A 13,630-nucleotide genomic window follows, 5' to 3' on the forward strand; every position below is an offset into this window, starting at 1 on the left:
CCAGTTATTTCAGAACCCGGCGCCCTCCGGCCAGCCGGGCCCGGCCAGTGCCATCACCTTGAACAGACTGCCCATCTGTTCATCGGAAACCAGCCGGTCCAATGCGGACTTGATAGCATCGCCATGCTGCGGTGCGGAAGCGGCAAGTTTCTCGGCGCGCATCGCGATGCCGAGCGCGCTCAGGAACGCGCCTTGGGTGATGGTGCCGAGCCAGCGAGCCCCGCTCGCCTCTGCCACTTCGGCCGCCGTCGCGAAGTCGACGAGACAGGTGAGATCGGCCTCGCCGGGGCACTCGAAAGGATCGACCTTCTCGTGCGCGCGCAGCGCCTGCAGCGTCGATCCGGTCTGCTTTTGGGTAAAGCCATAGTCGATCAGCAGCGCAGTGCCGCCCTGCGCGGCAAGCCGGTGACCGATTTCCTGCACCGCCGCCGCCGCGCCCGGACAGGTCTCGAGGATCGCGCCTTCGGCAGCGTCCTGCCATTCCTCCGGCACCGCGGCATCCATCGGCTTGTCACCGGCGACCGGGCGGAAGCGGTCCTCGGCCCAGTCGACCATGCGCTCGCGCCAGCCGCTTGCCGCCTTCACCAGCTGACGCACCGGCAGCGCATCGAGAAACTCGTTGCCGACCAGCAGCAGCGGCGCGTCAGCCGGCAGCGTGCCGAGATCGTCGTGGAACTGCGCTTGGGGCACAGCCTCGCGCTGGAGCGCGCGCAGGGCAGTGGAGCCCTCGACGAAATGGACCTCGGGCGTCAGCCCGAAACGCGCCATCGTGCGCAGCGCATCGCGCGCCAGCGTGCCGCGGCCGGGGCCAAGCTCGACGTAGTGGACCTTGGGACTGCCCGCCCGGCTCCACATGTCGGCCAGCCACAGGCCGATCAGCTCGCCGAACATCTGGCTGATCTCCGGCGCGGTGATGAAGTCGCCCGCGCTGCCGAGCGGGTCCTTGCCCGCATAGTAGCGCGCGTTGGACTCGCCCATGTAGTGCAGCAGCGAGATCGGTCCGTAGTTCTGGATCAGCCGCCGGAAGATCTCGCCCAGCGGCTCGCCGCGATGCTGCGTCACGCCGCAGCCGGACGGCCGCTGGCGAGCGCCGGGCGCATCAGCGCGCGGGCGATCAGCATCAGGCCCAGCACGATCAGCGGGATCGTCAGCCACTGGCCCATCGACAGGCCGGTATGCTCGGCAAATTCGCGCAGCTGGGCATCGGGCTCGCGGAAGAACTCGACGGTGAAGCGGGCCGCCGCGATGCCGGTGGTGAAGACGCCGACCAGCAGGCCCGGACGGAAGCGCGCACGCGTCTTCCAGTACAGCGTGAGCATGATGATCATCATCGCCAGGCCCTCAAGCCCGGCCTCGTAGAGCTGGCTGGGATGGCGCGGCAGCGGGCCGCCGTCGGGGAAGACCATCGCCCAGGGCAGGTCCGGATTGGTGACGACGCGGCCCCAGAGCTCGCCGTTGACGAAGTTGGCAAGGCGCCCGAACATCATGCCGAAGGGCACGCAGACCGAGACGTAGTCCGCCACGCGGATGAGGCTCAGCTTGCCGCGCCACGAGACCCAGGCCATCGCCAGCAGCACGCCGATCAGCCCGCCGTGGAAGCTCATGCCGCCGTTCCACAGCGACATCAGCGCCTTGGGGTCGGCCCAGAGGCTGGGAATGCCGGTATCGCCGCCGGTGTAGAACGTGGCGTAGCCAAGGCGTCCGCCCAGGATGATGCCGATCGTGCAGTAGAAGAACAGGTCGTCGGCATGGCGCTGGGCGAGCGGCGCGCCGGGCGCCTTGATCATCCGCGTGAGGTGCCAGTAGCCCAGCATGATCCCCGCCAGATAGGCCAGCGAGTAGTAGCGCAAGGTGAAGAAACCGAGATCGATCCCCTTCCGCAGTCCCAGATTGACCCAGTAGATCGGCTGGTGCGCCGGAGTGCCGGGCACGGCCTGCGCGGCATCGGCGAGAAGGGAAATCAGCGACAAGTGCTCGACCTCGTATCTTGTGGCGCGTTCGGCCAGGCGGCGCGAACGGGTGCATTGCCGCGCCTTCTGGCATAGCCTTGGAGCGGTTGGTAGGCTCGTTTTAGGAACTTGCCGGCAAAATCGACGCTTGCACCGCGCTGCGCTGCCTTTCCCTGCCCCTTTGGAACGACTAGATACCGCCTGACATGAGCGTGATCCGCATCCCTTCGCCCCGTTCCGTGATCGACCGCCGCGCGCTGGTCGAGGCCATCGAAGCCGTTGTTGCCAGCGACAGCGCCGCCAAGGGCCGCAAGCAGATCGTCGACCTGCTGCGCACCGCGCTGGAGGACGGGCGCGCCGAGATCGCCCGCCGCCTCGTCGCCAAGCCCTCGGCCGGGCACGAAGTGGCCGAGGCGCAGGCCTATCTGGTCGACCAGCTGCTGCGCATCATCCACGATCACGTCTCCACCCATGTCTATCCGGCGATGAACCGATCCACCGGCGAGCGCCTGACGATCATCGCCGTGGGCGGCTACGGGCGCGGCGAGATGGCGCCGCATTCGGACGTCGATCTCGCGTTCGTCACCCCGATCAAGCAGACCGCCTGGTGCGAGCAGATCATCGAGGCGATGCTCTATTTCCTGTGGGATCTGGGGCTCAAGATCGGCCACTCCAGCCGCTCGGTGGACGACATGGTGCGCATGAGCCGCTCGGACCTGACGATCCGCACCGCCATGCTCGAAGGCCGCTACGTCTGGGGCGACCAGCATCTCTACGAGGAAGTGCGCGCGCGCTTCTGGCGCGATGTCGTTGCCGGCACCGAGCGGCAGTTCGTGGTCGAGAAACTGGCCGAGCGCGAGGAACGCCACAAGCGCATGGGCGACAGCCGCTACGTGGTCGAGCCCAACGTCAAGGAAGGCAAGGGCGGCCTGCGCGACCTCCACACGCTCTACTGGATCGGCAAGTACATCCACAAGGTGCGCGATCCCTCCGAGCTGGTCGATGTCGGCCTGCTCACGCACAAGGAATACCGCGCGTTCCGCCGCGCCGAGAACTTCTTCTGGGCGGTGCGCTGCCACCTCCACACGATCACCCGCCGCGCCGAGGACCGGCTGACCTTCGACCTCCAGCGCGAAGTGGCGATGCGGATGAACTACGCCGATCGCCCCGGCAAGAGCGCGGTCGAGCGCTTCATGCAGATGTTCTTCCTGCAGGCGAAGATGGTCGGCACCCTGACCGGCGTGTTCCTGGCCCAGCTCGACGAGCAGATCGCGAAGAAGCAGCCGCGCGGCCTGCTGGCGGGGTTCCGGGCCCGGCCGCGCATGGTCAAGGGCTACAAGGTATTCGGCGGCCGCATCATGGCCCCGGCCGACAACTGGTTCGAGGCCGATCCGGTGCGCCTGATCGAGATCTTCGTGCTGGCTGACCGCGAGGGGCTGGAAATCCACCCCGAGACCATGCGCCTCGTCTCGCGCGATGCCGCCCTGATCAAGGACGAGGTCCGCCGCGACCCGCGCGCCAACGCGCTGTTCATGGAGCTGCTCACCAGCCGCAACAATCCCGAAACAGCGCTGCGTTCCTTCAACGAGGCAGGCGTGTTCGGCCGCTTCGTCACCGAATTCGGCCGCGTCAACGCGCAGATGCAGTTCGACATGTACCACCACTACACGGTGGACGAACACACGATCCGCGCCATCGGGCTGCTCTCGCGCATCGAGAAGGGCGAGCTCAAGCAGGACCATCCGCTCAGCCACGAGATCATCCACAAGGTCCGCTCGCGCCGCGCGCTCTATGCCGCGGTCCTGCTGCACGACATCGCCAAGGGCCGCGGCGGCGACCATTCCGAACTCGGCGCCGAGATCGCGCTCAAGCTGTGCCCGCGCTTCGGGCTGGACGAGGAGGAGACGGAACTCGTCTCCTGGCTGGTGCTGCGCCACCTGCTGGTCTCCGCCACCGCGTTCAAGCGCGACTTGTCGGACGCCAAGACGATCAGCGACTTCGTTGCCGTGGTGCAGTCGGTGGACCGGTTGCGCCAGCTGACGATCCTCACCATCGTCGACATCCGCGCGGTGGGGCCGGGCACCTGGAACTCATGGAAGCGCCAGCTCATCACCGAGCTCTACGGCGCCGCCGAAGAACGTCTGCGCCTCGGCCACGTGGAGTTCGGGCGCGAGAAGCGCGTCGCGGCGAAGAAGGCGATGGTGATCGCCCGCGACCCCGCCAACCAGGCCCTGATCGACGAGCTCGGCCCGCAGTTCGCCGATGCCTACTGGATCGCCGAGCCGGACGACGTGATCGCCCGCAACCTCGCCCAGTTCAGCGCCTCGCGCAACGAGCCGCTGTCGATCCTCAGCGAATACTACCCGGCGCGCGGCGCGACGCTGGTGACGGTAATCGCCTCGGACCATCCCGGCCTGTTCTACCGCATCGCCGGGGGCATCCACCTGGCCGGCGGCAACATCATCGACGCCCGCATCCACACGACGCGCACCGGCCGCGCGGTCGACAACTTCCTGATCCAGGACCCGCTCGGCCGCCCGTTCAGCGAGGATACCCAGCTCGCCCGCCTCAGCGCCTCGATCGAGAATGCGCTGGCCAACCGCATCAAGATCCTGCCCCAGCTGGTCGCCAAGCCCGATGCCCGGCCGCGCGCCGATGCCTTCGACGTGCGCCCGCGCGTGCTGGTGGACAACAAGGCCTCGAACCGGCTCACCGTGGTGGAAGTCAACGCCCGCGACCGCCCCGCGCTGCTCAACCGGCTGGCCCACGCCCTGTTCGAGAGCAAGCTGATGGTCCATTCGGCGCATATCGACACTTATGGCGAGCGCGCGGCGGATACCTTCTACGTGACCGACCTGCTGGGCGAGAAGCTGACCTCCACCAGCCGCATCAAGGCGCTGGAGCGGCGCCTGCTGGAAGCGGCGAGCGAAGGCAGCCTGACCGAAGTGGCTGCGTAATTCGAAAATCCGCTGACAGCGGATTTTGGCGGCACCGGCCTGCAAGGAAATGCCCGGATGGGCATTTTCGACCAGGCAACAGATTCTTCCTGCTTGAAAGGAACCGCGCCCGGGCCCACTTGTTGCCCAGCTTATTGCATCGCAACATCCCCATGCGCAGGACCCTGCCCATGAATGCCAGCAAGACCGCCTCCGCCTTCGACCATCTGGGTGACCACCAGTCGGTTCTCGTGTTGCAGGGAGGCGGGGCGCTGGGGGCCTATCAGGCCGGGGTCTACGAAGCCCTGAGCGAGGCCGGCCACGCGCCGGACTGGGTGGCGGGCATCTCCATCGGCGCCATCAACGCCGCGATCATCGCCGGCAATGCCCCGGCCGAGCGCGTCGCCCGGCTGCGCGCGTTCTGGCAGGGGGTCAGCCAGGAACTGCTCTACAAGCTCGACTGCGGCAACGGCTTCGCGCGCCGCGCCTTCAACGAGGCCTCCTCGGCCTGGGCCGCGACGTTCGGGGTTCCCGGCTTCTTCACCCCGCGCGTGCCCACACCGCTGCCGGAATGGCCGAACGAAATCGGCCGCCTCAGCTTCTACGACACCGCCCCGCTGCGCCAGACCCTGCTCGAGCTTGTCGATTTCGACCGCATCAATCACGGCGAAACCCGCTTCGCGGTCGGCGCCGTCAACATGATGACCGGCAACTTCATCTATTTCGACAACCGCAGCGAACGCCGGATCGGCCCCGAGCACGTGATGGCCAGCGGCGCCCTGCCCCCCGGTTTCCCGCCGGTGGAGATCGACGGCGAGTGGTACTGGGACGGCGGCCTCGTCTCCAATACTCCGCTGCAATACGTGCTCGACAACCGCTCCCCTTGCGAGATGACGGTGTTCCAGGTCGACCTGTTCCCCTCGCGCGGGGCAGTGCCCAAGACGATGGCCGACATCGCCCAGCGCGAGAAGGACATCCGCTTTTCCAGCCGCACCCGCATGAACACCGACTTGTCCAAGCAGCTCCAGAAGATGCGCGCCGCCGCCCAGCGCCTCGCCCGCAAGCTGCCCGAAGAGCTGCGGGACGATCCCGACCTTGCCCACCTGCTCGGCTGCCGCCCGGCCGGCGCGGTCGCGGTCATGCACCTGATCAACCGCCCGCGCGGCTACGAGACCATGTCGAAAGACTACGAATTTTCACGAATGACGTTTACCGAGCACTGGGAGGCGGGCAAGGCCGACGCGCTCTGGTCGCTGGACAAGCCGGACTGGACCGGGCGCCACCTCAAGCCCGACGAGATCATGACGTTCGACCTCGCGGCCGACCGTCCGGTCAACGGACACTGAACAAGAATGCCGAGGGTGCGACCCGAGCGCGCAATATCAAGGAGAAGAGGTCAATGAAGCTGAAGGACAAGTCCTGCATCGTCACCGGCGCCGCCAGCGGCATCGGCAATGCCATTGCCCACAAGTACGCATCGGCAGGCGGCAAGGTCGCCATCGCCGACCTCAATCTGGACGCCGCGCAAAAAGCCGCCGACGACATCAAGGCCAGGTACGGCACCGAGGCCTTGGCCGTCGCCATGGACGTGACCAGCGAGGATCAGGTGAACGCGGGCGTCGCCAAGGTGGTCGAGGCCTGGGGCACGGTGGACGTCCTCGTCTCCAACGCCGGCATCCAGATCGTCAACCCGGTGGAGCAGTTCGCCTTTTCCGACTGGAAGAAGATGCTGGCGATCCACCTCGACGGTGCCTTCCTCACCTCCAAGGCGGTGCTGCCGCACATGTATGCGCAGCAGTCGGGATCGATCATCTTCATGGGCTCGGTCCACTCGAAGGAAGCCAGCCCGCTGAAGTCCGCCTATGTCACTGCCAAGCACGGCCTGCTCGGCCTCAGCCGCGTGATCGCCAAGGAAGGCGGCAAGAAGGGCGTGCGCACCAACGTGATCTGCCCGGGCTTCGTGCGCACCCCGCTGGTGGACAAGCAGATCCCCGAACAGGCCAAGGAACTGGGCATTTCCGAAGCGGAAGTGGTGAGCCGGGTGATGCTCGGCCAGACCGTGGACGGCGAATTCACCACCGTGGAAGACATTGCCGAAGTGGCGCTGTTCTTCGCTGGCTTCGAGACAAATGCGCTGACGGGGCAGTCGCTGATCGCCTCGCACGGCTGGTTCATGGAGTAAGAGAGAAGGGATTGGAGCAGGGGAATATAGCCCCCTGCACCGCAGGGCGCGCGCTACGAGCAGCAGGGCGCAACGGAGCATTTTGAAGGGTCCGGGGGATCTCCTGAGCTTGTCGAAGGGCGCCAGGACTTCCCCCCTTTTCTTCACCCCGCCGAACGCAAGCGCTCCAAAGCCGCATCCCGCCCGATCAACGGCAGCAGCGCGCCCATGTCCGGCCCATGCTCCATCGCCGTCAGCGCCAGACGCAGCGGCAGGAACAGCGCCTTGCCCTTGCGCCCGGTCATGTCCTTGAGCGCGCCGGTCAGCGCCTTCCAGATGCCCTGATCCCATTCGAGCCCGGCCAGCACCTCGGCCGCCTGCACAAGATAGGCGCGGTCTTCCTCGCCGAGTTCAGGCACCGCGACCGGCCCGGTCACGACGCTCCACCAGTCCGCCGCCTCGTGCACATGGGCAAGGTTCGGACGCACCGCTTCCCAGCCCGCCGCATCCATGCCGCCGGGCAGACGCGCCGCCACCGCCTCGAACGGCAGGGCGTGGACGACAGCGGCATTGACCCGCTCCAGCTCCGCCTCGTCGAAACGGGCAGGCGCGCGGCCGAAGCGGGCAAGATCGAAGGCCGCCGCCAGTTCCTCGGCGCCCAGCGCAGGATCGATCGGATCGCTGGTGCCGAGGCGCCCGAGCAGCGCCACCACCGCCTGCGGCTCGATGCCCTGCTCGCGGAAATGGGCGACGCCCAGCGAACCGAGCCGCTTGGAGAGCTTGCCCTCGCTACCGACCAGCAGCGCCTCATGCGCGAAGGCGGGCACCGGCGCGCCGAGCGCGGTGAACATCTGTACCTGCGCGGCGGTGTTCGACACATGGTCCTCGCCGCGCAGGATCTGCGTCACGCCCATGTCCACGTCATCGATGGCCGAGGGCAACATGTAGAGCCACGAGCCGTCGGCGCGGCGGATCACCGGGTCGCTGATCTGCGCGGGATCGAACTTCTGGGGCCCACGGATACCGTCCTCCCAGACGATCGGCTCGGCATGGTCGAGCAGGAAACGCCAGTGCGGCAGGTCGCCGGCGGCGATTCTCGCGGCCTTTTCGTCCTCGCTCAGCGCCAGCGCGCCGCGATCGTAGATCGGCGGCAGCCCGCGCCCGAGCAGGACCTTGCGCTTCAGTTCCAGTTCCTGCGGCGTCTCCCAGCAGGGATAGACGCGGCCCGCAGCCTTCAGGCGCTCGAACTCGCGTTCGTAGAGGGCGAAACGGGCCGACTGGCGCTCCTCGCCCGCCCACGCGATGCCGAGCCAGGCCAGATCGGCGCGGATGCCGTCGACATATTCCTCTTTCGAGCGCGCCGCGTCGGTATCGTCGATGCGCAGCAGGAATGTGCCGCCCCCCTTGCGGGCGAGCAGCCAGTTGTGCAGCGCCGTGCGGATATTGCCGACATGAAGGTGCCCGGTGGGCGAGGGAGCGAAGCGCGTAACGGTCATGGCCAGCGCGATTACGGCGCAGCGTGGGCAAGGTCAATTTCCCGGCACCCGACAAGGCCCATGGCCGTCAGAAATGTATAACATATGCCTTGCAGCCCGGCGGCGATGCATTACCAATGCGTCCCGGTTCGCACCCTCCCGGTCGTTGGCGGCTCAGGCCATCGGCTCCCAAAAAATCAAAGGATTGTCCATGCGGCTCCCCGCAAAGCTGGCTTTCGCCTCCCTTCTCTCGCTGGCGCTCGTCCAGCCCGCCTTCGCCCAGAAGAGCGAGGCCCCCGACGCCGAAAAGCAGCACGCCGCCAAGGCCGCCGAAGCGGTTGCCAATGGCTGGGCCAGCGCCCCGGTCGAGGAACAGGCCAAGACCTCCAAGGGCTCGGTCACGGTCGACGGCAAGGCGATCGCCTACACCGCCACCGCCGGCACGCTGACCATCCGCGATGCGCAGGGCAAGCCCACCGCCAGCCTGTTCTACACCGCCTATACCGCGCCCGGTAAGCACCGCCCGCTGACCTTCTTCTACAATGGCGGCCCCGGCTCGGCGAGCCTGTGGCTGCGCATGGGCAGCTTCGGCCCCGAGCGCGTGCGCACCGCCGACCCGGTCGCCGTCGCGCCCGCGCCCTACGATGTCGGCCCCAATCCCGACAGCCTGATCGGCAGCACCGACATGGTGTTCATCGACGCGGTCGGCGCCGGTTACTCGCGCCCGCTCGGCGATGCCAAGCCCGCCGATTTCTACGGCGTCGACCAGGACGTCGATGCCTTTGCCAAGGCGATCTTCCGCTACGTGTCGAAGAACGGCCGCTGGGGCGATCCCAAGTACATCTTCGGCGAAAGCTACGGCACCACCCGCTCGGGCGCGCTGGCCTACCAGCTCGAGGATCGCGGCATGGCGCTGAACGGCGTGATCCTGCTCTCCTCGATCATGAACTACGGCGTGCGCCAGTCCGGCTACGACAACATCTACGTCGGCTACCTGCCGACTTATGCCGCCGTCGCCTGGTATCACAACCGCGTCGCCGATCGTCCCGCCACGGTCGAGGAATTCGTCGCCCAGGCCCGCGAATTCGCCAACGGCGCCTATGCCAGCGCGCTCGCCAAGGGGCAGGACATCACGCCGGCCGAACGCGATTCGGTGGCGCAGCAGCTCAGCCGCTTCACCGGCATCTCGGCGGACTACATCAAGCAGGCGAACCTGCGCCTCGACCTCCAGCGCTTCCGCAAGGAACTGCTGCGCGGCCAGCGCGAGACGGTGGGCCGCTTCGACGGTCGCTATCTCGGCGTCGATGCCGACGCGGCGGGCGAGGGACCGGAATTCGACGCCTCCGACACCGCGATCAGCGGCCTCTACATCGGCAGCTTCCTCGACCTTCTGGGCGGCAAGCTCGGCTACAAGACCGACCTCGACTACCGCCTCAGCGCGCGCGAGGGCGGCGCCTTCGACTGGGACTGGTCGCATGACGGGCCGGGCCGCGGCTATGGCAGCCACCAGAACGTCGCCGACGTGACGGTCGACCTGTCGAGCGCGATGCGCACCAACCCGCATCTGCGCGTGCTCTCGCTCAACGGCTACTACGACATGGCGACGCCGTTCTTTTCGACCGAGCGCGACCTCAAGCACATGATGCTGCCGGCCGAGCTGCAGAAGAACCTGGAGTTTCGCTACTACCCGGCCGGTCACATGGTCTACCTCAACCCCGAGGCGCTGCACCAGATGCGCCTCGACATGCAGCGCTACTACGCGCAGGGCGCGCGCTGACGGCGCTACGCCCCGGGGCGGACACGCTCTGCGGCGAAACATCGGGGGGCGGCTGCAAGGCCGCCCCCTTTTTTTGCGCTTCCGGCGCTGCGAAGGCACGCTATATTCGCTGAAATACAGTCATTCCACGAGGCAGACAGTGCAGCAGAACCAGCCCTTGATGGTAACGGTGCCGCGCGTGAGCGACGCAGGAGCGATGCTCGCCGCGCTGCTCGCGCTGGCGCTGCCCGGCAGCGCGGCAGCGCAGGATCACGCCGCGGCGGCGCAGGATCACGCCCCGGCGGACCACGGCGCGGCGGCAGGCGAGGTGCCCGCCATCGTGCCCTCACCGATCGCCTGCCCGGCCGTACCGGCGCCGCTGCCCGGAGAACTCGCGGCATGGAACCGCCGCGTGCCGCTCGCCGCTGCGCAGGATCCGGCCGCAGCGGCGCTGCTCGCGCCGGGCGTGGCCATCGACGCCGCCCTCATCCCCTCGCCGCAGGTCCGCTATGCACTGGCGCCGAAGAAGCCGGGTGCATCGGCCAGCTTCGGCGGCCTCTACCGCTTCTCCGTCGCGACCGCAGGCCACTACCGCGTCGCCCTCGGCGCGGCGGCGTGGATCGACGTGATCCCCGCGCCCGCAGCCAGCGCCGCGAGCCTGCCCTCGATCGCCCACGGCCATGGGCCGGATTGCTCAGGCATCCGCAAGATGGTCGACTTCGCGCTCGAACCGGGAGACTACCTGCTGCAGATCGCCGCCAGCCCCGACGCCACGCTGCCGCTGCTGGTGACCCCTCTGCCCTAACCGGCCGGATCCGGCGCCCCGGGGAGCGGCGCCGCCCGCACCCCGGAGCGCAGCAGCGCGTATTCGTCCGAGGCCTCCACCTCGGCGATTCGCGCCTGCAGTGCGCGGTACTGTGCCAGCACCGCCTGCCCGGTCGCGGAAAGCCGTGCGCCGCGATCCTTGCTGCCGCCCGCCACGGTTTCCACCAACGGCGAGCGCCAGCAGCGGTTCATTGCATCGACCAGCAGCCAGGCCCGCCGATAACTCATGCCCAACGCGCGCCCCGCCGCCGAGATCGAGCCTTCCTCCGCAATGGCGGCCAGCAGATCGGCCTTGCCCGGCCCCATGGCGATTTCCTCGCCGCAATAGATCCGCGCGCGCAGCTTGAGAGTGGGGGTGGCGGACATTGGCATCCCTGTCGTTTCAGCCGCTGCGGAAGGCATGGGTAATCGGATAGCGCCGGTCCCGCCCGAAATTGCGGGCAGTGAGCTTGACCCCCGGCGAGGCCTGGCGGCGCTTGTATTCGGCGCGGTGCAGCAAGCGCTCGACCGCCTGGACCGTCTCGCGCACGAAGCCTTCGCGGACCAGCTGGTCGACGCTCTTGTCGTGTTCGACCAGCCCGACGAGGATCGGGTCGAGCACGGCATAGTCGGGCAGACTGTCCGAATCGCGCTGGTCGGGGCGCAGTTCGGCGCTCGGCGCGCGGCTCAGCGTCGAATCGGGAATGACGGCGCCCGCCGGGCCGAGGCCGATGCGCGGGACCTGCCGGTTGCGCCAGCGGGCAAGCGCGAAGACGGTGGACTTGTAGGCGTCCTTGAGCGGATTGTAGCCGCCCGCCATGTCGCCATAGATCGTCGCGTAGCCCACGCTCATCTCGCTCTTGTTGCCGGTGGCCATCACCATCGGGCCGAACTTGTTCGACAGCGCCATCAACGCCGTGCCGCGAATCCGCGACTGGAGATTTTCCTCGGCGATGTCGCGATTGGTGCCCTCGAAACTCTCGCCCAGCATCGAATCGAACCCGGCGACCGCCTCGCCGATCGGCAGCACCGAATAGCGGATGCCCAGCGCATCGGCGCAGGCAGCGGCATCGTCGAGGCTCTGGCGGCTGGTGAAGCGCGAGGGCATCATCACCCCCCAGACCCGCTCCGCCCCCAGCGCATCGACGGCGATGGCCGCGCAGGTCGCCGAATCGATACCGCCCGACAGGCCCAGCACGACGCCGGGAAACCCGTTGCGCCGCACGTAGTCGCGCAGCGCCAGCACCATCGCGCAGTAGATGTCCTCCGGGTGGCCGGCGAGCGCCGCCTGCACCCCGCGATCGCAGCGCCAGCCCTGCGCAGTGCGGGTCCAGCGGGTCTCGGCGACCTGCTCCTCCCAGTCCGCCAGCTGGACGGCCAGGTTGCCATCGCCGTTGACCACGAAGCTGGCGCCGTCGAACACCAGTTCATCCTGCCCGCCGACGCGGTTGAGATAGGCCAGCGGCAATCCGGTATCGACCGCGCGGCGCTTGGCCACCCCCTCGATCCTGAGGGCGTCCTTGTTGATCTCGTATGGGCTGCCGTTGATGCAGATGAACATCTCGGCACCGAAGTCGGCAAGATGGCGGCAGACCTCGCTGCGCCAGATGTCCTCGCAGATCGGCACCCCGATCATCGTTCCGCGCAGCACCACCGGTTCGGGCAAGGGGCCGGGCTGGAACAGGCGCATCTCGTCGAACGTGCCGTAGTTGGGCAGTTCATGCTTCAACCGCACCGCCTGGACCTTGCCCTGGTCGAGCAGGGCAACCCCGTTGTGCAGCGCACCATCGAGCACGAAGGCCGAGCCCACCAGCATCGCCGGGCCGGGCGCCGCGCTCGCCTCCGCAAGCGACTGTAGCCGCGCTGCAGCACGCTCGATCAGCGCCGGCTTGAGGATCAGGTCTTCGGGCGGATAGCCGATCAGGTGAAGCTCGGGAAAGACGACGAGGTCGCAATCCCGTGCCTGCTTGCGTGCCGCGAGCACTCCTTCGGCATTGCCGTCGAGGTCGCCGACCGACTGGTTGAGCTGCGCCAGCGTGATCCTGAGCGTATCGGGCATGGTCCGATTGATGCCCCGCGCAGGCCCCGTGCGCAACTGCCGATGCGTCTGCGGCGGGCAATAAAAAACCCTCCCGGACGGGAGGGCTTTTTCCGTCTTGCGACGGACTTTCCGGATGTTTCCCAGATCGTTGCCGATCCAGGCCGGAAAGCAACTGGGGGCCGGCGCTTCGCCGAGGCGATCGCCGGGCCCCCGGCCGGATTACTCGGCAGCCGCGGTAGCAGCGTCGGTCGCACCGTCGGTGGTAGCGGCCATGGTTTCTTCAGGAACGGTTTCAACCGATTCCGAAGTGGCGTCAGCGGCGGGCTTGGTGCCACCGCAAGCAGCGAGCGACAGAGCGGCAGCCGACGCGAACGCGGCAAAAGCAATCTTCTTCATGCGAATCCCCTTGCATTGTTTGGCGCACAGGCCAACGCTTGCAGGCAAGCCTGCGGGGCCATTCTTTAGACGAGACGTTTGTGCAACGCAAATGGGAAGTAAGGGGGGCAAA

The 13,630-nt window shown here is 67.7% G+C and carries 11 protein-coding genes; 5 read left to right on the forward strand and 6 right to left on the reverse strand.

Features of this window, described 5'->3' with window-relative positions; translation table 11 throughout:
• Positions 1-9 precede the first annotated feature (9 nt).
• Positions 10-1,062 (reverse strand): class I SAM-dependent methyltransferase, encoded by a 1,053-nt coding sequence (locus OKA11_RS06380; RefSeq protein WP_267219384.1) that lies wholly within the window; start codon positions 1,060-1,062, stop codon positions 10-12.
• On the reverse strand, positions 1,059-1,970 hold the full coding sequence (gene lgt, locus OKA11_RS06385; RefSeq protein ID WP_267219385.1) for a prolipoprotein diacylglyceryl transferase: 912 nt from the start codon (positions 1,968-1,970) through the stop codon (positions 1,059-1,061). The genes OKA11_RS06380 and lgt overlap by 4 nt, the downstream gene beginning before the upstream one ends.
• Before the next feature lie 185 nt (positions 1,971-2,155).
• On the opposite strand from lgt, the gene OKA11_RS06390 reads away from it, so the two are divergent.
• From OKA11_RS06390 to OKA11_RS06400, 3 genes are all read left to right on the forward strand, one after another.
• Complete coding sequence (locus OKA11_RS06390; RefSeq protein WP_267219386.1) at positions 2,156-4,906, forward strand: [protein-PII] uridylyltransferase; 2,751 nt, start codon at positions 2,156-2,158, stop codon at positions 4,904-4,906.
• A gap of 170 nt (positions 4,907-5,076) precedes the next feature.
• On the forward strand, positions 5,077-6,231 hold the full coding sequence (locus tag OKA11_RS06395) for a patatin-like phospholipase family protein (RefSeq protein WP_267219387.1): 1,155 nt from the start codon (positions 5,077-5,079) through the stop codon (positions 6,229-6,231).
• A 53-nt stretch (positions 6,232-6,284) separates the two neighbouring features.
• On the forward strand, positions 6,285-7,067 hold the full coding sequence (locus tag OKA11_RS06400) for a 3-hydroxybutyrate dehydrogenase (RefSeq protein ID WP_267219388.1): 783 nt from the start codon (positions 6,285-6,287) through the stop codon (positions 7,065-7,067).
• A 143-nt stretch (positions 7,068-7,210) separates the two neighbouring features.
• Here the strand turns inward: OKA11_RS06400 and gltX are convergent, their stop codons facing one another.
• Positions 7,211-8,542, reverse strand: a complete 1,332-nt coding sequence (gene gltX, locus OKA11_RS06405) for a glutamate--tRNA ligase (protein WP_267219389.1) — start codon at positions 8,540-8,542, stop codon at positions 7,211-7,213.
• A gap of 190 nt (positions 8,543-8,732) precedes the next feature.
• Between gltX and OKA11_RS06410 the strand changes: the two genes are divergently transcribed.
• Both OKA11_RS06410 and OKA11_RS06415 read left to right on the forward strand, forming a co-directional pair.
• Positions 8,733-10,298: a S10 family peptidase gene (locus OKA11_RS06410; RefSeq protein ID WP_267219390.1), complete on the forward strand. Its 1,566-nt coding sequence runs from the start codon at positions 8,733-8,735 to the stop codon at positions 10,296-10,298.
• A 178-nt stretch (positions 10,299-10,476) separates the two neighbouring features.
• Positions 10,477-11,082: a homogentisate 1,2-dioxygenase gene (locus tag OKA11_RS06415; RefSeq protein WP_267219391.1), complete on the forward strand. Its 606-nt coding sequence runs from the start codon at positions 10,477-10,479 to the stop codon at positions 11,080-11,082.
• On the opposite strand, the gene OKA11_RS06420 is transcribed toward OKA11_RS06415, so the two are convergent.
• The 3 genes from OKA11_RS06420 to OKA11_RS06430 all read right to left on the reverse strand — a co-directional run bounded on the left by OKA11_RS06420 (position 11,079) and on the right by OKA11_RS06430 (position 13,518).
• Positions 11,079-11,468, reverse strand: a complete 390-nt coding sequence (locus tag OKA11_RS06420) for a winged helix-turn-helix domain-containing protein (RefSeq protein ID WP_267219392.1) — start codon at positions 11,466-11,468, stop codon at positions 11,079-11,081. The genes OKA11_RS06415 and OKA11_RS06420 overlap by 4 nt on opposite strands.
• A 16-nt stretch (positions 11,469-11,484) precedes the next feature.
• A complete protein-coding gene (locus OKA11_RS06425; protein ID WP_267219393.1) occupies positions 11,485-13,140 on the reverse strand; it encodes an NAD+ synthase in 1,656 nt (551 codons plus the stop codon).
• 201 nt (positions 13,141-13,341) lie between these two features.
• Entirely contained in the window at positions 13,342-13,518 is a 177-nt protein-coding gene (locus OKA11_RS06430) for a hypothetical protein (RefSeq protein ID WP_165912237.1), read from the reverse strand.
• Between the last annotated feature and the right edge of the window lie 112 nt (positions 13,519-13,630).

It is taken from the genome of Novosphingobium clariflavum, from assembly GCF_026420865.1.
GTDB lineage: Bacteria > Pseudomonadota > Alphaproteobacteria > Sphingomonadales > Sphingomonadaceae > Novosphingobium > Novosphingobium clariflavum.